Origin of the sequence: Providencia sp. Je.9.19 (assembly GCF_051129765.1) — a bacterium.
Classification (GTDB): Bacteria; Pseudomonadota; Gammaproteobacteria; order Enterobacterales; family Enterobacteriaceae; genus Providencia.
In genome coordinates this window covers 804231-825550 of sequence record NZ_JBCPSS010000001.1, presented here as the reverse complement: position 1 = coordinate 825550, position 21320 = coordinate 804231, and the positions used below count along the sequence as shown (strand labels likewise).

Below are 21320 nucleotides of genomic sequence, written 5' to 3'. Positions count from 1 at the left end.
GGACAGAGACAGCAGTTTATTAGGTGGTGAAAGTATTATAGCGCTTCAAATGAATAAAGAATGATAAGACAAGAGATTGAAAAAAAGAAGTGATATATAACCATTTGATGCGATACAAAAGAGCCGCCATAAGGCGGCTCCGTAAACACTAATAACGTAATATCTCTTATTTAGAGATATGTGAAATTAGGTCTAATACTTTGTTTGAATAACCAGTTTCGTTGTCATACCAAGCAACTAGTTTTACAAAGTTGTCGCTCAGAGCGATACCAGCTTTAGCATCAAATACTGAAGTCAGTTTTTCGCCGTTGAAGTCAGTTGATACAACTTCATCTTCGGTATAACCCAGAACGCCTTTCAGTTCGCCTTCAGATGCATCTTTGATAGCTTTGCAAATTTGAGCGTAAGTAGCAGGCTTTTCAATACGAGCAGTCAAGTCAACAACAGAAACGTTAGGTGTTGGTACACGGAATGCCATACCAGTCAGTTTGCCGTTTAACTCAGGGATAACTTTACCAACAGCTTTTGCAGCACCAGTTGAAGATGGGATGATGTTTTGAGAAGCACCACGACCACCACGCCAGTCTTTATGAGAAGGACCATCAACTGTTTTTTGTGTTGCAGTTGTTGCGTGAACTGTTGTCATCAACGCTTCAACGATACCGAAGTTATCATTGATAACTTTAGCCAAAGGCGCCAAGCAGTTAGTTGTACAAGAAGCATTAGAAACGATTTCTTGACCTGCATAGTTCTTATGGTTAACACCCATAACGAACATTGGAGTGTCATCTTTAGAAGGGCCAGTCAGAACAACTTTTTTCGCGCCAGCTTGGATGTGTTTGCGAGCAGTTTCGTCAGTCAGGAATAGACCTGTAGCTTCTGCAACAACATCAACACCCACTTCTTGCCATTTCAGGTTCGCAGGATCTCTTTCTGCAGTAACACGGATTTTTTTACCGTTAACGACTAAGTGACCATCTTTAACTTCAACAGTACCGTTGAAACGGCCATGAGTTGAGTCATATTTCAACATGTACGCCATGTAGTCTGCATCAAGCAAATCGTTGATAGCAACGATTTCGATATCTGAACGCTCTTGTGCAGCACGGAAAACGATACGGCCAATACGACCAAAACCATTAATACCTACTTTGATAGTCATAGTATTTCCACCAGCTATTTATTCGTGAATTAAGTTACAGTTAAAGTTACCAAAACCTTGCCAGTCGTCAAGCGGAATCGTGTCAATTATTGAAAAAAATCAATTCTGATACCACTAACTGCTTATTTGTTAGCCACTTTAGAGGCAAATATCGCCGCACGTATTATCGGGGTTGCGCAGCATAATGAAACCATCCATCAGTGATATATGTGATACTGCTCACAAATCAAATGGGAAAGTGTGCTGCTTATTAGTCTAGAATAGTTTTACAAAAAATGTTGTTAAATTTTTGTTGTTTTAGAATTAGTGTATGATTGTGTTAATACCATCTTTTAATTTAAATACATGGGTAATACATGTCAAATAAAGTCAAACAACCTATTGATTTATCTGATTTAAATGAAATGCAGCTCTATGTTACGCAGCAGGCAGGAACAGAGCCTCCTTTTAGTGGGCAATTATTACATAACCGTAAAGATGGTGTGTATGAATGCTTGTGCTGCGGTACGCCACTTTTCCTTTCTGAGACTAAATTTGATGCCGGATGTGGTTGGCCAAGTTTCTATGAACCAATCAAGGAAGGGGCGATAAAATATATTGAAGATGTCTCTCATGGTATGCATCGAATTGAAGTTCGTTGCCAAAACTGTAATGCACATTTAGGGCATGTTTTTCCTGATGGACCACAGCCAACAGGGCAACGTTACTGTATAAATTCAGCATCGTTAAGTTTTTTAGATGACGATAATGGTGAAAAAACCTTAGGTTAGTGTATTTCATGATGCTGAAGCTTGCTGAACACCATAAAGATAAAATAGCAATATCGATTCAGCAAAATAAATGGAAAAAGAATTATTTAAACACTCAGTTTTGTAAGATTTATTTAAGGAGCACTCTTGTGAGCGTAGAAATAGATGCAGAACATATTGAACAGTTGCTTGCGGTGATGACACCTGAAATATACCAGCGTTTGGTAACAGCGGTAGAGCTTGGTAAATGGCCTGATGGGGTAGTATTAACGCCTGATCAAAAAGAACACAGCTTACAAATGGTATTATTATGGCAATCTCGCAATAACCATAATCCAGATCACATGACTGTCGGGACTGATGGACAAATTACCATGAAAAGTAAGCAAGAATTAAAATCCATTTTTCAAGGTGATATGTTAGCAACACTGAAACCACAAAATCATGATTGATTTTAAACTAAAAATGGCGCTTAACGCTGAGAAATGCTTTGCTTCTTAAGATTAAGATAATAAAAAAGTGACGTTGTCACTGAGTGTGAGTGATGCGCATTTTGATTTATTGAGATAGTAAATAAGCGCTAAATGCGCCGAGCATGAAAGCAAGGCGCAGTTTGAATTTAACTTAACGTATTGAGAGTAATTAATTTAGCACCTGATTTTTGCATTTCGAGTAAGGCATTCTGGCTATCTTGCGCTGATAAATTCACACCACGACAGCCATCGGTTAGCACATCAACCTGATAACCCAATGTTAGGGCATCAAGTACTGTAAATTTAACGCAATAATCTGTCGCAATGCCCATTACGATTAAGTGTGTGATTTGTTGCTGTTGTAGCCATTGATGTAAACGTGTTTGAGTGACTTGGTCATTATCAAAAAAGGCACTATAGCTATCAACTTGATGATTTTCACCTTTAGTAAAAATTTCGTCAATGGCTTGTATGTTTAACTCAGGATGAAAGTCTGAGCCTATTTCGCCTTGTACACAATGAACCGGCCACCAAACTTGTGGAATACCATTTAAGTCACCAATATCGCCAATTTGAGTACCTGAATTATTGGCAAAACTTAAATGTGTCGCGGGGTGCCAATCTTGGCTTGCAATAATTTTGATATTATTTTTTAGGCAGATATCAATCGCCTTATTGGCGGTATCGATGACTTTTTCGCTCTCTTGAACAGCTAATGCGCCGCCTGAACAAAAATCATTCTGTAAATCGACTAATAATAAGGCTGATTTCATTACGTTCTCAGTTCCTATATTGATTTATAGTACTATTCATCTGCATAGCTTAGCTCACCGCGTAAATTATTTTGCATTAATTCACGGATATGTGATGAGGTATAATCTTGGCTAAGTAAATAATGTAATTTACTTAATGCGGCCTCGAATGTCATGTCATAACCGCTAATTACACCAGCTTCTGCAAGGGCATGACCAGTTGCGTAGCCTTCCATATTAACTCTGCCAGAAATACACTGGGTCAAATTCACCACGATAATACCGCGATTAGTGGCTTCACGTAAGATGCGCAATAGCTCAGGCTGTTGTGGTGCATTACCGATACCATATGAGCGCAAAATCAATGCTTTTACTGGCTGTTGTAATATGTTTCGGACGATATCTATCGATAAGCCTGGGTAAAGTGTAACAACGCCTATTGGTTGTGGGGTGATACGGTGCGTTTTCAATTCACCGATACCAATAGGTGCCGGGCACGTATTGTATGAGCGAATATGAATACCTGCTTCCATTAGTGGTGTGCAGTTAGGAGAACTAAATGCATCGAAGCCATCCGCATGCGCTTTTACGGTTCGGTTTCCACGATAAAGCTTATTATTAAAAAATAATCCGACTTCATTGACTGGATAATTCGCGGCTAAATATAGCGCATTTAATAGGTTAGTTTGACCGTCGGAGCGTAATGCTTCTAATGGTATTTGTGACCCTGTCACAATAATCGGCTTCTTTAAGTTTTCAAACATAAAAGACAGAGCAGAAGCTGTAAATGCCATGGTATCAGTACCGTGCAGGATCACGAAGCCATCATATTGGTGATAGTTATGACTAATATCATCAGCAATATATTGCCAATCTTCGGGGGTAATATCGGATGAATCGATTAGTGGCTGAAGTTCTCGGATCGTAAACTCAGGCATTTCACTGCGATGGAATTCAGGCATTTTAGCTAATTGGGCTTGTAAATGGCCAGAAACGGGGATGTAGCCTTGAGCTGAGTGGCTCATTCCGATGGTGCCGCCAGTGTAGACAACATAAATCGATTTCTTCTGCATCTTTTTACCTAATCTTTTACCTAAGTCATGTACAGATAAGTTCAAATAAATCATGAACTGGATGTCAGGGATTTTGACTTATTTAATTGGGATTATCTACGGATAAAATAATATTTTATAGATTGATATACAGATACGGTGCTGTAACTCTAGATAAATCCCCCTCATTTGATTGAGGGGGCAATATTTAGTTAATATCAGCGCAGTTCAGGCAAAATGCATATCGATTTTGTGGATCATTCATTTTTAAAAAGAATTGTGCTTGTTGGCGGATATCAGTTGCAACGGCAGGAGGCAAGAACGCTTGCAACATATCGGGCATCACGGCCTGTACATTTGTGGTTAGCTCAAGGAGGAGTTGATCCATAAATGAAAGCTCAGGCGACATCCAATCGAGTTCAACGGAATCAAGTTTGGCAAGCTCTGCGGCTTTTGATACAGCATCATCAAAGTCTCCGAGTTCATCAACTAAACCATTTTTTAAGGCATCTTGACCAACCCATACACGACCTTGTGCAATTTTATCTATTTCCGCTGGTGTTTTATGACGAGATTTAGCCACTAAGCCAATAAATGTTTCATAGCCATTTTCGATAGTTAATTGCATCATGTCTGAAAACTGAGGAGTGATACCTTTTGTTAGTGAAAGGTCTGCGAGTGGTGAAGTTGATACACCATCAGTATAGACACCGATAGTTTCTAAGGTATTTTCGAATGTGTTGATCACACCAAAGATCCCAATAGAGCCGGTAAGTGTGCTTGGGCTAGCAATAATGTAATTGGCAGGGGTTGATACCCAATAGCCTCCAGATGCCGCCATTCCTCCCATAGATACAACTATAGGTTTACCTGCTGCGCGAACAGAGGCTAATTCACTGCGGATTAAATCTGAGGCACTGACACTTCCGCCTGGGCTATTTACACGTAAAATAATGGCTTTAATGTTGTCATCAAGTCGAGCATCACGAATTTGTGAAGCAATAGTATCACCGCCTGCGATCCCAGCTGTTTGCGGTCCATCCATAATGGCACCTTGTACAACAATAACGGCAATATTACCCGTTTTATTTGTTGAGGTATCAGCTGTTTGAACCGAATAATCATAGATACTAATGCTGTTAAATTGCTTATCCTCTTTATTCCAACCAAAGTGTTTAGTCAAAATATTTTCAGATTCTTCATGGGTGTAAATTTTATCTACTAATTTTTGTTTTAGTGCATATTGTGCACTACTGCCTTTATTGGCACGTAACTGATTCAGTATCTCATCGGCACCCGGAAAAATTTGTTTATCCGTTGTATTCCTGTTGGTTGCTAAGGCCGAAAGATAATTGTGCCATAATGCATTTAACCACTGTTGGTTTGCTTCACGTGCTTCAGGTGACATATTGTCACGCATCATAGGCTCAACGGCTGATTTATATGTACCAACACGAAAAATATGACTGCTAACTTTTAAGGTTTCTAGTAGCGATTTATAATAAATACTGTTGGTAGAAAAGCCCAAGACACCCACAGAACCTTGAGGTGATAGATAAATATCATCAGCAAAACTGGCTAAATAATATTGAGGTTGGCTAAAATTATCACCGATGGCGTAAACAGGTTTACCCGAGGCTTTGAATTCTTTAATCGCTTTGCCAATATAAGCAAGAGATGGTTGATCTGCACCGACTAAGTTATCTAAACGCAGTACCATACCGGTGATCCGGTCATCATTCTGTGCGTTACGTATGGCATCTACAATATCAAATAGTGAATTTTCCTGCATACGACTATTTGATGTGCCAAGAAGTTCTCTGCTCATTCGCCCAAAAGGGTCGGGCGCTGAAACTTGATCAACAATAACACCTTGAAGATCGACATAAAGTGCACCAAAATAATTTTTTTCGGGTTTAGAATCAGATTGATATAATACAACTGAACCTATTACCACAAAGAACAACACAATAAAAATAGTGTTGAATACGAGTTCCCTAATAAAATTCAGTATTCGCCAGCTAAATTTAAAGACGGTGGCGATAATTTCCCATATTTGGCGCATAACTTCTCCAGAACGTAATCGATACAGTTTTGTATGTTTAATAATACAGTTGTACGTAAATCAAACACATTATTATTCATAACAAAACGGTTATGAGAGAGGTACAATGTGATGATTATATTTTTCAATACATACAAATGATACAATTCAATGAATTAATAAAGTAATTGGTACACACTTTTGCTGATACGAGCCACTTAGTCAATGATATCAGATGGATTAAGTTTCACGGACAGCAACAAATAACAAATATATAAAGTGAGTATGATTCCTCGTTTAAACGACTATCATATCAGTTTACGCTTAATCGGAGACGAAAATGGATGCTTTAACCCTTTTGTTGAATCGCCGTTCAGCTTCAAGGCTGACAACACCAGCCCCACAAGGTGAAGAACTAGAAAATATACTCGCGGCGGGGATGAGAGCCCCTGATCATGGTTCATTGCGACCGTGGCATTTTATAGTGATGCAAAATGAAGGGATCGCAAAATTTAGTCAACTCCTTGAAAAAGCTGCAATAGACGGGAAATTAGGTGCTGAAGTGGAAGAAAAAGCACGTAATGCACCTTTTCGTGCACCGCTAATTATAACAGTTATTGCTAAAGTTCAAGATCATCCTAAAGTACCGCAATGGGAACAAATAGTGGCAGCAAGCTGCGCGGTACAAGCTATGCAAATGGCTGCTGTTGCTCAAGGATTTGGTGGTATTTGGCGTTCTGGCTCATGGACTGAGGATACTGTTGTTCGCGAAGGTTTGGGTTGTGAAGAAAATGATCATATTGTGGGTTTTCTGTATTTAGGAACACCCGAACTAAAAGCACCAGTTAAAGTTCAACGTCCTGATATGACAGGTTTTGTAACGCATTTTTAAAGAGATTAAAATGACTGAAAAAATTAGATTAACGCAATACAGCCATGGTGCTGGTTGTGGATGTAAAATTGCGCCAAAAGTGCTTGAACAAATTCTACATACAGAGCAAGCCAAATTTCATGATCCACATTTGTTAGTGGGCAATGAAACAAAAGATGATGCTGCAGTTTATGATTTAGGTAATGGGATTGGCATCATCAGTACGACTGACTTTTTTATGCCGATTGTTGATTCGCCTTTTGAATTTGGTCGTATTGCGGCAACAAATGCAATTAGTGATATTTTTGCAATGGGCGGTAAACCGATTATGGCGATTGCCATTTTAGGTTGGCCAATTGCGAAGTTACCACCTGAAGTTGCCCGTGAAGTGATTGAGGGTGGTCGCGCAGCTTGTGCTGATGCAGGGATCTCATTGGCGGGTGGACATTCGATTGATGCACCAGAACCTATTTTTGGTTTAGCTGTGACTGGCGTGGTGAATACTGCTTATGTGAAGAAAAATAGTGCGGCTACAGTCGATTGCGAGCTATTTTTAACCAAACCACTCGGGATTGGTATTCTGACCACCGCTGAGAAAAAAGGCGTTTTATCACCTGAACATCAAAACCTTGCATCTGAAACAATGTGCCAATTAAACAAATTAGGTGCAGTGATTGCCCCGCTTGATGGTGTTACTGCGATGACTGACGTGACGGGATTTGGACTATTAGGTCACTTGAGTGAAATTTGCGAAGGCTCTGGTGTTCGTGCACAAATTTCATTTAGTAAAGTACCTAAACTTGCGGATGTAGAAAAATATATTGAAGCGGGTTGTGTGCCAGGTGGAACTCAACGTAATTTTGATAGTTATGGTCATCTTATTGCACCAATGACCGATTTACAGCGTAAATTACTTTGTGACCCACAAACTTCAGGTGGATTACTGATTGCAGTGAAACCTACAGAAATAGCTAAAATTAAAGACATTGCACAGCAGCAGGGTGTTTTGTTACAGTCTATCGGTAAATTATTACCCCATAGGGACAATGGACCTTTAATTGAAGTGATAGATTAATTCATGCGTTTGTTTATTGCGGAAAAGCCCAGCCTTGCTAGGGCAATTGCGGATGTATTACCAAAACCTCATAAACGGGGCGATGGTTTTATTCAATGTGGTGATGGTCAAACAGTGACATGGTGTATTGGCCATCTATTAGAGCAAGCTGAGCCGGACGCTTATGAGCCGCGCTACGCCCGTTGGAATTTACAAGATTTGCCAATTATCCCGGATAAATGGCTATTAAAACCGCGGCCCTCAGTAACCAAACAACTGAAAACAATTGAAGTGCTATTAAAGCAAGCAACTGTCATTATTCACGCAGGAGACCCTGATAGAGAAGGACAGTTGCTGGTAGATGAAGTTCTCGATTTTTTAAAGTTACCCGATGAAAAAAGAAAGACAGTTAAACGTTGTCTGATTAATGACCTTAATCCACAGGCAGTAGAAAGAGCAATAGAGCGATTAAGAGAAAACCGTGACTTTATCCCTTTGTGTGTATCAGCATTAGCTAGAGCGCGTGCTGATTGGCTTTACGGTATTAATATGACTCGAGCCTATACATTATTAGGCCAACGAGGTGGCTATCAAGGTGTTCTGTCAGTTGGGCGTGTCCAAACTCCGATTTTGGGGCTGGTCGTTCGACGTGACGAAGAAATAGAAAATTTTATTTCCAAAGATTATTTTGAAGTTAAAGCGCATATAGTGACACCACTGGATGAACGCTTTGTGGCAACATGGCAGCCAAGTGAATCTTGTCTCGACTATCAAGATGAAGAAGGTCGCTTATTTCATCGTCCATTAGCTGAGCATGTTATTGCACGCATTGAAGGTAAACCTGCGATTGTCACGCAATATCAAGATAAACGTGAATCTGAAATCGCGCCGTTACCATTTTCTCTTTCTGCGTTGCAGATTGAAGCGGCTAAAAAATTTGGCTTAAGCGCTCAGGAAGTCCTCGATATTTGTCAGCGCCTATATGAAACCCATAAGCTTATTACCTATCCGCGTTCTGATAGTCGATATTTACCCGATGAGCATTTTGCTGGGCGTCATTCTGTGCTTAATGCCATTGCAGTGCATCAACCTGAGCTTACTGAGTTTGAATTACCTGAATTAGACAAAAAAAATCGTTGTTGGGACGACAAAAAGGTCGATGCCCACCATGCGATTATTCCTACGGCTAAAACATCTGCTACGAAGCTAACAGAACATGAAGCTAATATTTATCAGTTAGTCGCTCGTCAATATATTATTCAATTTATGTCTGATGCAGTTTATCGAAAATGCACAATCGATTTAGAAATCGAAAACGGTAAATTTAATGCTAAAGCACGGTTTCTTGCAGAGGCGGGTTGGCGAGTCGTACTTGGTGGTAAAGAGCGCGATGCAGAAAATGATGGAATGCCATTACCTGTTGTGAGTAAAGGTGATGAGCTATTGTGTGAGAAGGGGGAAGTGATTGAGAGACAAACTCAGCCACCTAGACCTTTTACTGATGCAACATTGCTGTCGGCTATGACTGGTATTGCTCGATTTGTTCAAGACAAAGCATTAAAAAAAGTATTGCGTGAAACGGATGGTTTGGGAACGGAAGCGACTCGAGCGGGTATTATTGATTTACTATTCAAAAGACAGTTTTTGTTTAAAAAAGGTCGAAATATTCACTCTTCTCCTGCTGGTAGAGCGTTAATTCATGTGCTACCCGATATGGCGACATTGCCAGATATGACTGCTCAGTGGGAATCTCGACTAACTCAAATTAGTGAGAAACAAACCCGTTACGATGATTTTATGCAACCACTAAGCCAAACACTGATTCAACTGATACATCAGGCCCGTCAATATACAAATTTGCGTGCTTTTAGAGAGTTACCACCGGTTGCAGCAAGCAAAGGCACTAAAAAAGTCACTAAAGTCAAAAGTGATAAAAAAAGTAAAAAGAAAAGTGATTAAAATTGAATAATTAAATTTAAAAAGGAGCCAATGGCTCCTTTTTTGTATTTCTACAAGCATGAACTTATTTTGTTAAATTAAACTCAGCCCAAACTGGTGCATGATCAGAAGGTTTTTCCATTCCTCGAATTTCATAATCAATACCGGTTTCAGTGCACTGTTCGGCAAGCTTTTTAGACGCTAGAAGTAAATCTATTCGTAAGCCACGGTTATCGTCAAAACCTTTAGAGCGGTAATCAAACCATGAATAACAATCTGATACATTAGGGTTTTTAGCGCGATAAGTATCGACTAATCCCCAATTCATGAGTCTATCAAGCCATTCCCGCTCTTCTGGCAGAAATGAACATTTCCCTGTTTTTAACCAGCGTTTACGATTGACTTCACCAATACCAATATCTAGGTCGGTATGGCTAATATTCAAATCACCCATAATAAGAAGTTGAGAGTCTTCAGTTTGTGTAGTGGTAATGTAGTCTTGTAAGTCGCGATAGAATTTTTCTTTTGCTGGAAATTTAGTCGGGTGGTCGCGACTTTCACCTTGAGGGAAGTAACCGTTAACAATTGTCAATAAGCCTTGGTTTGTTTCGATATCTGCCATGATGATACGACGCTGAGCATCTTCATCATCGGTAGGAAAGCCTTTCCTTACGGCAATAGGTTCATTTTTTAATAGTAATGCGACTCCATAATGGCCTTTTTGTCCGTGATGGTAAACATGGTAGCCAAGTTTACCGACTTCTTCATGAGGAAACATATCATCATGGACTTTAATCTCTTGTAGGCCTATCACTTCAGGTTGATGTTTTTCAATGATAGCAGCAAGTTGGTGGGGGCGAGCTCTTAGGCCATTAATGTTAAAGGAGATGAATTTCATGATCATTGTACCTATTATTTTTTAGTTATCACTTTAGCTGATTCTACCAGAGGATAAGAATAGTGTAACTATCAAATATATTTTTATAGAGTAATTTATAATTTATTAGACAAATTTAAATTTGATTAAATATAAAATGTTTATTCTTAATTAAAAAATAATTATTAATTTTATGATTAATAATTATTTTTTTCATTTAAAGTCAATTGGTTATTTGTATTTTAATGTGATTTAATAGTGGGGTCATAAAAAATAATCAAATGAAACAATATTATATATTGCTTTGCTATGTTGGAAAATATAAAAATACTTTTAAGAAATATTGTTATTCATTTAATGAAAATTTAAATTTAATTTTTAATTAGATGTTTAAGATTATGGACTGACTTACAAATGATTGTTTTAAAAATAATCATGTTAGTTAATATTTTAATAAATAGTGGGGTCATAGATATGTTCTTTTCAAGAAAATTAGAGGCGTTTATGGCAGTTGTCGAAAATGGCTCGCTAAGCAAGGCGGCAAGGGTGATGAACCGCACGACGCCACCTATCGCTAAATCAATAAAAGATTTTGAAACTAGCCTAGGTAAGCGACTTTTTAAACGAGAAAAATTTGGAATGACATTAACTAAGGATGGCCAGGAGCTTTATAACGATCTTAGGGATTTATACTTACAAGAAAAAGAAATAACAAAAAAACATTTTTCTGGATATGTTGTCAATGAAGCTAATATTTATTATGACTGGGGTAAGGAAAATCATTTAATTAATCTTTATCAGGCTGCTCATCAAAATAATGTTCAAGTTAACATTCTAAGGTTTAATTATGATGAGGTGGATGAAATTATTGATTATGATGGTAACACCCTAATTTTAAGCTCAGAGCTCGTTATTAGCGAACGTTTTTCTTTACAGCGGAAAATAGAAAACTCACCACTAGGAATATATTGTAGAAAAGAACTGTATGAAAAATTTAATTCTAACGTGACTGAATTACTACAAAAAAGTACATGGCTATGTGACCCTGCTTTTTATAAAAGCGCCTTGATGGCAGATTTGCTTGCAAAAGTCGAAACGACAGATAGTAAATCAAGTATTAGGCAAATGGATAATATTGGGTGTTGTCAGAGTTTTATACAGGATGGTGATTTTATTGGGATTATTGATCATTACCCTGAAGATGAGCTAAATGATAAATCTTTAATTTACTTATCATTGAATCGCATGTTAGAGCTAAGTAACTGCTATATCTATAAATCTAAGGCACATTCAAGTGTTTTAAATCGTTTTATGGGAGTTGTTGACAGTTTAGGTAAAAAACAATCTTAGATGGTGGTGGGAGAAGGATTCGAACCTTCGAAGTCGATGACGGCAGATTTACAGTCTGCTCCCTTTGGCCGCTTGGGTATCCCACCAGATTTTGAATTGCTGTAATCGTTCTCAGCGGGCGGCATCATATCAAATGACGCGCCCCTGTAAAGTATTAATTATAAAAAAAGATCTAAATGCTGTTTTTTTATTCTTTATGTTTGTAAAAACAACAAATTAACACAGTTGCAGTTATAGATGAGTGTTTTATGAAAAACGATTATATTTAAATATCACTTTCTATAAAGTGACTTGTTGAGATCCTCATGACAGATAAAAGCCATGCTTTTAATTGTCATGTGACTTTCTAAAAGCATGGCTTTAAAAACAACGAACTTATAAAAGAACGAACTTATAAAATAATGGTCCGGTTGCCATAAACAAATACACGCTGAGACAATACCCAAGATAGGGCATGGCTGAGTACGTTTTTCTCAACATCACGCCCTGCACGCATCATATCATCGGCAGAAAACGTATGATCAATGTTAATCACGTTTTGAGTGATGATTGGGCCTTCGTCAAGGCTATCATTTACAAAATGTGCCGTTGCACCAATAATTTTCACACCGCGCTCATAGGCTTGATGGTATGGGCGAGCACCAATAAAGGCAGGTAAGAATGAATGGTGAATATTGATAATTTGATTTGGATAATGTTGTACAAACTCAGGAGTTAATACGCGCATATATTTTGCTAATACAACATAATCAGGCTGATATTGATCAATTTGAGCCGTCATTTTTTCGTCGTGCTGTTCACGCGTTAAGCCTTCATGGCTAATATGATGGAAAGGAATACCAAATTGCTCGACTAAATTTTTTAACGTTTCATGGTTGCCGATAACCGCTGCAATTTCTACGTCTAAGCCATCGTAAGCACTTTTCATCAGTAAATCGCCAAGACAGTGCGCTTCTTTCGTCACCATAACGACAATGCGGCGACGCCCAGATGAATTCAATTCACGTATTGAACCCTTAGGTAGAGCATCGTCAAGATCTGCTAGAAGGGTTTCATCATTAAAAATCCCCTCAAGTTCAGTTCTCATGAAAAAGCGGCCGGTCAGATGATCGACAAATTCATTATTCTGAACGATATTAAGTTGGTGCTTATAGCAAATATTGGTAATTTTGGCGATAAGTCCTTTCGCGTCAGGGCAAATAGTCCTGAGAATTTTTTTTTGTACATTTTTGTGTTGCATGAAGCTGTCTAATCCTTAACTAGCAAAAGTCTAACTATTTAATGGGTAAACAAAAATAGTAGACCAATGGCAAACTGTGCACTTAACGAATTTTGATAAAACATATCACTAACTATGGCAGCACTTTTTAAATTTTTTACCTGAACCGCAAGGACACGGGTCATTGCGGCTTACTTTCGGTGTAGTGCCATCTATGTAATACCAACGCGTATTAGTGCGAAGAAAACGGGAACGTTCATGAATAAGTTGTTTATCATCAGCTTTTTCATCAATAAAGCAAGCCGAAAATTCGACATATGCCTCATCTGAATTTTTAGCATAAGAAGAACTAATAACATGAAGGCCTAACCATTGGGTCGATTCAAAGCTCTTAATTATCTCTTCGCGAAAATTTTGAGCCTTAGAATCAGGATGCCAAGTGTTAATGAGGTAGTCTGCATTTTTGCAAACATAAGCGCTATATCTTGAGCGCATTAATTGCTCAGGTGTCTCAGGTATCGCATTACCGAGCAAGAAAGGTTCACAACAGTGGCTAAACTCTTGTTGATTCCCACAAGGGCAAATATTTTCAAGTAATAGATTCATTTTTTCTCGATAAAAATAAGTATACGGTGCAAAAATCACTATACTTTAAAAATGGGTAGATAATGATTTTGTTGGATGAATAATAGTATTGTTAATTAAACCAGGTTTGAGTAGTTGCAGGTGGGTGAATGATGATAAATAAAAAAATACTCATAATTGAAGATGAAAAGGTTTTTCGAAGCATTTTAGGGGATTACCTTAAAAATATAGGCACGCAGGTTTATACTGCCGACAATGGTGAAATGGCTATAGAGCTACTGACTGCCCATAATATCGCCCCTGATATTATTTTATGTGACTTAAATATGCCTATCATGAATGGCGAGGCGTTCATGATAGAGCTCGTGAATAGGGAAATAAATATCCCGGTTATTGTTATTTCTGCAACCACGGATTTCACTCAACTGGATAGAATGTTTCGTCTGGGAGCGAAAGATGCATTGCTTAAACCAATAAAAAATCTAGATGAGGTTAAGAAAACTATCCATCGCGCATTGTATCCTGAACAATACAATACCGCGTTTTTGGCTGAGGGGGAATTGCAAAATATATCGAGCTTATTAGAAAATGATGAGTACGATATAATGCCAGTATTAAGGCAGTTACAGCCACCAGTGAGCCAGATTATAAATAATTATAGGATTAATTATCGACAATTGAATGAAGCGAATCGATTTGGTTTATTACTCGATTTAGCTGCGTTGTCAGATAGTCAAATCGGCTTTTATTGTATAGATACAGAACGATCCCCTCATGAGGGGGTTATGGCTGCGTTTTTGATCCGCGTGGTGTTTAATGACTTATTAAAGAGTGCTGTGAGCCATCCAGATAAAAAATTGCCAAAAATTGATAAGATAATTAATCAAATAAATTATTTACTTGAAGACTCTGGATTTAATGGGCAATTTCCACTTTTATTGGGTTACTTTAATACGAAGAACAAGTCTATCATATTGGCTAGTGCAGGCCTTGAAGCTGAAGTGACAACAGAAAAAGGGAATTTTAACTTAGCACGAAGTATTCCTTTAGGAACTTTGACTTTTTATCAATCAAATCAGCTCGACATTAAGGGGTCTGAGTGGCAATGTTTAATTCGTAATAATAGTCAAAAAATTAAACTGATGTTTAGCCCACAAACTTAAACCAAGCTTAACATTATTATTCAAATATCATTAAAAACAGCTAATCAGACTCATCGCTATTTATTCAAAGTTGATTCCTGATATACTTCCGCGCACTGAAAATGCACAGCTATATATTTCTGAAATATTAGGCGCAGGTGCTTAGGAAATTTCTGGAGCTTCGATAAATGATAAAACGTAAAGTGCGTAAGGCGGTAATCCCTGTTGCTGGATTAGGTACTCGCATGCTTCCTGCAACTAAGGCTATTCCAAAGGAAATGTTGCCAATTGTTGATAAACCACTTATTCAATATGTTGTTAATGAGTGTATTGCAGCAGGCATCAATGAAATAGTATTAGTGACACATTCATCAAAAAACTCGATTGAAAATCATTTTGATACTAGTTTTGAACTTGAAGCGATTTTAGAGGCTCGTGTTAAACGTCAACTACTTGATGAAGTGCAATCTATTTGCCCAAGGCATGTGACAATTATGCAAACTCGCCAAGGTATTGCTAAAGGATTAGGTCACGCTATTTTATGTGCTAAGCCATTAGTGGGTGATGAGCCATTCGTTGTTATTTTACCTGATGTTATTTTAGACCGTTATAGTACTGACCTAACTAAATTCAATCTTAGAGAAATGTTAGATCACTATGAAGAGTCTGGTGCTAGCCAAATACTCGTTGAGCCTGTACCTGAGGACGAGGTTTCTAATTATGGTATTGTTGACTGTAATGGTGAAATATTGCAGCCTGGAGATAGTAAGCCAATCGTCCGTATGGTGGAAAAACCTCGTAAAGATGAAGCACCCTCTAATTTATCTATTGTTGGCCGTTATGTTTTATCCGAAAAGATTTGGGACGCTTTATCTAAAACAACACCTGGCGCTGGTGATGAAATACAATTAACGGATGCTATTACATTAATGATGGCAAACAATGAGCCTGTTGAAGCATACCACTTATGTGGTAAGAGTCATGACTGTGGTAATAAATTAGGTTACATGAAAGCATTTGTCGAATATGGCATACAACATGATACGCTAGGAAAAGATTTTACTCAGTGGGTGAAAGAATTAGCAGATAAATTGAATACATCCGCTACATTGAAATAATATATCTACTCTTTATATTATTAAAGGCCAACACGAAAGTGAAGGCCTTTTTTTGTACATCTAGAATAAGTAAATGAACTCATTTTTATGAGGCAATTAACATTGTTTATTTAGCATAGGCGGGTTATTTTTTTTTGAAAAATCGGACTAAATTCATAAACTCGTTATCTAAAAATATATTTTTAAGTGTGATTGAAATTACATATCTTTACTTTAATCGAACGGCTTATTTTATAAGCCTGTTTTTTAGAGTAACTCGATGGAGTCAGTGAAAACCTAAATATGATGATTAATATAGAGTTATTCTAGATTTATAAGTATGAATGAGTAATTTTAAGAAGGGCTAATATAAATTGTTATATTAGGATTTAAACAAAAACACCCTTTATAAAAAGGGTGTTTAGAATAGATTTTTAGGCTAATTAGATTAAGAAATCATCTAAAGATTTACCTTGTTCTTCAATGGCAACTTTGATTACAGCTGGAGTACGGCCTTGGCCTGTCCAAGTTTTGCTTTCGCCATTTTCATCGATATATTTGTATTTAGCTGGACGTGCAGCACGTTTAGCTCTGGTACTTGTAGTTTTAGTTGAATCCATAGTTTGCAGAAGGTCATTTAAATCTACGCCTTGCTCTAGGATCATTTCACGTACTTTTTCTAATTTACGGTTACGCTCTTCTAATTCAGCGCGAACTTGGCTTTCTTCATCACGACGTTCTTCAACAACGACAGTTAATTTCTCTAGCATTTCTTCTAAAGATTCTAAAGTTACTTCGCGAGCTTGAGCACGAAGAGTACGGATGTTATTTAACGCTTTTAAAGATTCGCTCATTTTCCTGGTCTCAAATTATTTGTTGGTATGTGTATGCTAATAATAGAATGCTATTTTAAATTCTGCAATAGCTAATTTACTTTAGTAGTTTAAAAGTTATCTTTAAAGAATGCAATTTTTTTACAAAAGAAATATAAAGTTTCCGTTGGTTTATATATACAACTATTATCAATAACAGAACTATTGAAAAAAAGGTAATTAGACGAAAGTATCTAAGAACATATTTCTCTTAGTTCTGTAAAAATCATAACGATACATTATGAATTTAGTGAATAAAGTAAGAAGAATTAACTTAAATTTTCTTTTTATGATGAGCTTACTTAGCTATATGTGCCTTAATTTAAACCGCTTATAGTTAATATCAAATTGATTTTATTGCCTATAAGATACACATTTTTAAAAAAGAGATGTTATGTTTACATAAAAATAGTTAAATTTTCAATAAGTAGGGCACTCTGTTATCCTTGTTGTTAATTTAATAGTGCTTTTTATGATAAAATTATTAGGCATATTATTCTTAAGGAAACAGCTTGATGGCTCAGCTATATTTTTATTATTCAGCGATGAACGCTGGAAAATCGACTTCATTACTACAATCATCGTATAACTATAACGAACGCGGGATGCGTACGGTTATTTTTACTGCTGAGATAGACAATCGATTTGATAAAGGGAAAGTATCATCACGTATAGGACTATCAGCTGAAGCATTGTTATATACACCGATAACCAATATGGCTGATGTTATCAATAATGAAAATAGTATTCAAAAAGTACATTGTGTGCTTATTGATGAATGTCAATTTCTCACAAAAAAACAAGTAGAAGAATTATGTCATATAGTCGATAACACGGATATTCCTGTTTTATGTTATGGATTACGGACAGATTTTTCAGGATTATTATTTGAGGGTAGTCAATATTTGTTAGCTTGGGCCGATAAATTAGTTGAGCTTAAAACGGTTTGTTATTGTGGGCGTAAAGCAAATAAAGTATTAAGAATTGGTAGTGATGGTATTGCTATGTATGAAGGCGCACAGGTCGATATAGGCGGAAATGAAAAGTATATATCGGTATGTCGCAAACACTACTCAGAAGCCATTGAGCAGGCCAAATTAATGAATAGTGGAGTAATACCTAAAAAGCCAATTCACTTTAGTTAAGAGCAGGGCAAGCCTAAACTAGCTTAATAGATGAATTGATGCTTACTTCTCTCTTTAAGTGTATTTAAGTGATTAACACTGCATTAATATAGAAGCTAAACAGAATAGACTATTTGTTGTATATCTAAATATGATAAATGTTTAAAACTACTCAAAAGAAAAGGCACTGCAAATAATATGCAGTGCCTTTTTTTATTAACTATTAACTATTTTTTAGTGCTTTTCTTTTCTGCTTTTGGTGCTTCAGCAGGGGCTACAATTTCTTCTGAAAATTCACGGCCATAGAATGAGTCTAATAAGATCTGTTTAATTTCCGAGATTAACGGGTAGCGTGGGTTTGCACCTGTACATTGGTCATCGAATGCATCTTCCGATAGCTTGTCTATTTTCGCTAAGAAATCAGCTTCAGTAACACCAGCTTCACGTATAGATTTAGGAATACCTAAATCTGCTTTAATTTCGTCTAACCATGCTAATAGTCTTTGTATTTTAGCCGCAGTACGGTCACCTGATTTACTTAATCCCAGATGATCGGCAATTTCAGCATATTGACGATGAGCGTGAGGACGGTCGTATTGGCTAAATGCAGTTTGTTTTGTTGGGTTTTCATTTGCATTGAAACGAATTACATTACAAATCAACAATGCGTTTGCCAAACCATGTGGAATATGGAACTCAGAACCAAGTTTGTGAGCCATTGAGTGGCATACGCCTAAGAATGCGTTAGCAAATGCAATACCAGCAAGGGTTGCTGCATTATGTACGCGCTCTCTTGCTACAGGGTTCTTAGCACCTTCATGATAACTTGCTGGCAAGTATTCTTTTAATAAACTTAAAGCTTGAAGCGCTTGCCCATCAGTAAATTCACTTGCTAAAACAGAAACATAAGCTTCTAGTGCGTGAGTGACGGCATCAAGACCACCGAAAGCGGTCAATGACTTAGGCATATCCATGACTAAATTAGCATCCACAATGGCCATGTTTGGTGTTAATGCGTAATCAGCAAGTGGATATTTTTGGCCTGTTTTGTCATCTGTCACTACGGCAAATGGTGTCACTTCAGAACCTGTACCTGATGTCGTTGTGATTGCAACTAGTTTTGCTTTTACACCCATTTTAGGGAAACGGTGAATACGTTTACGGATATCCATAAAGCGTAATGCCAATTCTTCAAAATGAGTTTCTGGATGCTCGTACATTACCCACATAATTTTCGCTGCATCCATTGGTGAACCACCACCTAATGCAATAATCACATCGGGTTGGAATGCATTCATCTGCGCTGCACCTTTACGGACAACAGACAAAGTAGGGTCAGCTTCAACTTCGAAAAACACATCTGTTTCGATATGATGTTTTTTCAGAACGTTAACGACTTCATCTACATAGCCATTATTAAACAAGTAGCTATCCGTTACGATGAGTACGCGTTTTGCACCGTCAGTCGCAATTTCTTCAAGAGCAATAGGTAAACAACCACGGCGGAAGTAAATTGAGTTAGGAAGTTTATGCCATAACATGTTTTCAGCTCTTTTCGCCACAGTTTTTGTGTTAATTAGGTGTTTTGGTCCAACGTTTTCTGAGATGGAGTTACCCCCCCAAGAACCGCAACCTAGCGTTAGAGATGGTGCTAATTTAAAGTTGTACAGATCACCAATACCACCTTGGGATGCAGGGGTATTGATTAAGATACGAGCGGTTTTCATTTTGTCGCCAAAATAATTAACGCGAGCATGTTGATTGTCTTGATCTGTATAAAGGCATGAAGTGTGGCCTATACCGCCCATTTCTACCAATTGTTCAGCTTTTTCAACAGCATCTTCAAAATTCTTACCGCGATACATAGCTAAAAGAGGCGATAATTTTTCGTGAGCGAAAGGTTCTGAATCATCAATGACTTTAACTTCACCAATTAGGATTTTAGTGGTCACTGGAACGGTGATACCAGCCATTTCTGCAATTTTATAGGCAGGCTGACCAACGATAGCTGCATTTAAATTGCCATTTTTTAAGATGATATCTTGAATGGCCTTAAGTTCTTTACCTTGGAGTAGGTAGCCGCCATGTTTAGAAAAACGTTCACGGACTTGGTTATAAATTTCATCAACAACAACGACAGATTGCTCTGAGGCACAAATAACGCCATTATCAAATGTTTTAGACATTAAAATAGAGGCAACTGCGCGCTTAATATCTGCTGTTTCATCGATAACGACTGGTGTATTACCTGCACCAACACCAATTGCTGGTTTTCCTGAGCTGTAAGCTGCTTTAACCATTCCAGGACCACCTGTCGCTAAGATCAGGTTAATGTCAGTGTGGTGCATTAATGCATTTGAAAGTTCAACCGTCGGTGCATCTATCCAACCAATAATATCTTTTGGTGCCCCAGCTTCAATTGCTGCTTTTAAGACGATTTCAGCTGCACGATTAGTGGCATTTTTAGCACGTGGATGTGGTGAAAAAATAATGGCATTACGCGTTTTTAAGCTAATCAGTGATTTAAAGATAGCAGTAGAGGTTGGGTTTGTTGTTGGGACAATACCACAGATGATTCCAATAGGTTCAGCAATAGTAATTGTGCCAAATGTTGGATCTTCAGAGAGCACGCCACAGGTTTTCTCATCTTTGTATGCGTTATAGATATACTCTGAAGCGAAGTGGTTTTTAATCACTTTATCTTCAACAATACCCATTCCTGATTCTTCGACTGCGAGCTTCGCTAATGGGATACGCGCATCTGCGGCAGCAAGTGCAGCAGCGCGAAAAATTCTATCCACTTTTTCTTGAGAAAAGCCTGCGAATTCACGTTGAGCTTTTTTGACACGAGCAACGAGTTCATTGAGTTCGGTAACGTTAGTTACGGACATATAGATTACTCCTGATAAATGTTAAATTTTTAAGCCAATGAGCAATGCATCTATAAATACTGTAGTAA

18 protein-coding genes and 1 tRNA gene are annotated in these 21320 nt (G+C 37.6%); 9 read left to right on the top strand and 10 right to left on the bottom strand.

Annotation, left to right across the window (positions count from 1 at the left end):
* Positions 1-166 precede the first annotated feature (166 nt).
* Positions 167-1162: a glyceraldehyde-3-phosphate dehydrogenase gene (gapA, locus tag AAZR93_RS03865; RefSeq protein ID WP_294105998.1), complete on the bottom strand. Its 996-nt coding sequence runs from the start codon at positions 1160-1162 to the stop codon at positions 167-169.
* Positions 1163-1518: 356 nt separating this feature from the next.
* Between gapA and msrB the strand changes: the two genes are divergently transcribed.
* Together msrB and AAZR93_RS03855 are read left to right on the top strand one after the other, a co-directional pair.
* Complete coding sequence (msrB, locus tag AAZR93_RS03860; protein WP_294106001.1) at positions 1519-1932, top strand: peptide-methionine (R)-S-oxide reductase MsrB; 414 nt, start codon at positions 1519-1521, stop codon at positions 1930-1932.
* Between the two features lie 128 nt (positions 1933-2060).
* Complete coding sequence (locus tag AAZR93_RS03855) at positions 2061-2363, top strand: YeaC family protein (RefSeq protein ID WP_336429967.1); 303 nt, start codon at positions 2061-2063, stop codon at positions 2361-2363.
* A gap of 167 nt (positions 2364-2530) precedes the next feature.
* Here AAZR93_RS03855 and pncA read toward each other — a convergent pair whose 3' ends face one another.
* From pncA to sppA, 3 genes are all read right to left on the bottom strand, one after another.
* Positions 2531-3157 carry a bifunctional nicotinamidase/pyrazinamidase gene (gene pncA / locus AAZR93_RS03850; RefSeq protein WP_434719027.1) on the bottom strand — a complete coding sequence of 209 codons (627 nt, stop codon included), beginning with the start codon at positions 3155-3157 and terminating at the stop codon, positions 2531-2533.
* A 32-nt stretch (positions 3158-3189) separates the two neighbouring features.
* Complete coding sequence (ansA, locus tag AAZR93_RS03845; RefSeq protein ID WP_294106009.1) at positions 3190-4209, bottom strand: asparaginase; 1020 nt, start codon at positions 4207-4209, stop codon at positions 3190-3192.
* A gap of 187 nt (positions 4210-4396) precedes the next feature.
* Positions 4397-6253, bottom strand: a complete 1857-nt coding sequence (gene sppA, locus AAZR93_RS03840; RefSeq protein WP_434719026.1) for a signal peptide peptidase SppA — start codon at positions 6251-6253, stop codon at positions 4397-4399.
* Positions 6254-6572: 319 nt separating this feature from the next.
* Between sppA and AAZR93_RS03835 the strand changes: the two genes are divergently transcribed.
* Genes AAZR93_RS03835 through AAZR93_RS03825 form a run of 3 tightly spaced genes read left to right on the top strand, consistent with a single transcriptional unit; the run spans position 6573 to position 10116 of the window.
* Positions 6573-7124 carry an NAD(P)H nitroreductase gene (locus AAZR93_RS03835; RefSeq protein WP_294106014.1) on the top strand — a complete coding sequence of 184 codons (552 nt, stop codon included), beginning with the start codon at positions 6573-6575 and terminating at the stop codon, positions 7122-7124.
* Between the two features lie 10 nt (positions 7125-7134).
* A complete protein-coding gene (gene selD, locus AAZR93_RS03830; protein WP_434719025.1) occupies positions 7135-8178 on the top strand; it encodes a selenide, water dikinase SelD in 1044 nt (347 codons plus the stop codon).
* A gap of 3 nt (positions 8179-8181) precedes the next feature.
* A complete protein-coding gene (locus AAZR93_RS03825; RefSeq protein WP_294106019.1) occupies positions 8182-10116 on the top strand; it encodes a DNA topoisomerase III in 1935 nt (644 codons plus the stop codon).
* A gap of 64 nt (positions 10117-10180) precedes the next feature.
* Here AAZR93_RS03825 and xthA read toward each other — a convergent pair whose 3' ends face one another.
* Positions 10181-10993 (bottom strand): exodeoxyribonuclease III, encoded by an 813-nt coding sequence (xthA, locus tag AAZR93_RS03820; RefSeq protein ID WP_294106021.1) that lies wholly within the window; start codon positions 10991-10993, stop codon positions 10181-10183.
* Between the two features lie 453 nt (positions 10994-11446).
* Between xthA and AAZR93_RS03815 the strand changes: the two genes are divergently transcribed.
* Positions 11447-12322 (top strand): LysR family transcriptional regulator, encoded by an 876-nt coding sequence (locus AAZR93_RS03815; RefSeq protein WP_294106192.1) that lies wholly within the window; start codon positions 11447-11449, stop codon positions 12320-12322.
* Position 12323: 1 nt separating this feature from the next.
* On the opposite strand, the gene AAZR93_RS03810 is transcribed toward AAZR93_RS03815, so the two are convergent.
* The 3 genes from AAZR93_RS03810 to AAZR93_RS03800 form a co-directional block, all read right to left on the bottom strand.
* Positions 12324-12408 (bottom strand) — tRNA-Tyr (locus AAZR93_RS03810).
* Positions 12409-12713: 305 nt separating this feature from the next.
* The gene (purU, locus tag AAZR93_RS03805; RefSeq protein ID WP_294106024.1) at positions 12714-13562 is read right to left on the bottom strand and encodes a formyltetrahydrofolate deformylase; all 849 of its coding nucleotides are present in this window, start codon (positions 13560-13562) and stop codon (positions 12714-12716) included.
* A 108-nt stretch (positions 13563-13670) separates the two neighbouring features.
* Complete coding sequence (locus AAZR93_RS03800; RefSeq protein ID WP_434719024.1) at positions 13671-14147, bottom strand: YchJ family protein; 477 nt, start codon at positions 14145-14147, stop codon at positions 13671-13673.
* A 131-nt stretch (positions 14148-14278) separates the two neighbouring features.
* Here AAZR93_RS03800 and rssB point away from each other — a divergent pair, with 131 nt between their 5' ends.
* Both rssB and galU read left to right on the top strand, forming a co-directional pair.
* Positions 14279-15289: a two-component system response regulator RssB gene (gene rssB / locus AAZR93_RS03795; RefSeq protein WP_294106193.1), complete on the top strand. Its 1011-nt coding sequence runs from the start codon at positions 14279-14281 to the stop codon at positions 15287-15289.
* A 167-nt stretch (positions 15290-15456) separates the two neighbouring features.
* Complete coding sequence (gene galU / locus AAZR93_RS03790) at positions 15457-16386, top strand: UTP--glucose-1-phosphate uridylyltransferase GalU (protein ID WP_294106029.1); 930 nt, start codon at positions 15457-15459, stop codon at positions 16384-16386.
* 422 nt (positions 16387-16808) lie between these two features.
* Here the strand turns inward: galU and hns are convergent, their stop codons facing one another.
* The gene (gene hns / locus AAZR93_RS03785; protein WP_294106034.1) at positions 16809-17219 is read right to left on the bottom strand and encodes a histone-like nucleoid-structuring protein H-NS; all 411 of its coding nucleotides are present in this window, start codon (positions 17217-17219) and stop codon (positions 16809-16811) included.
* A 533-nt stretch (positions 17220-17752) separates the two neighbouring features.
* On the opposite strand from hns, the gene AAZR93_RS03780 reads away from it, so the two are divergent.
* A complete protein-coding gene (locus tag AAZR93_RS03780) occupies positions 17753-18382 on the top strand; it encodes a thymidine kinase (protein ID WP_294106037.1) in 630 nt (209 codons plus the stop codon).
* Between the two features lie 206 nt (positions 18383-18588).
* Here AAZR93_RS03780 and adhE read toward each other — a convergent pair whose 3' ends face one another.
* Entirely contained in the window at positions 18589-21252 is a 2664-nt protein-coding gene (adhE, locus tag AAZR93_RS03775; protein WP_294106040.1) for a bifunctional acetaldehyde-CoA/alcohol dehydrogenase, read from the bottom strand.
* Positions 21253-21320 lie beyond the last annotated feature (68 nt).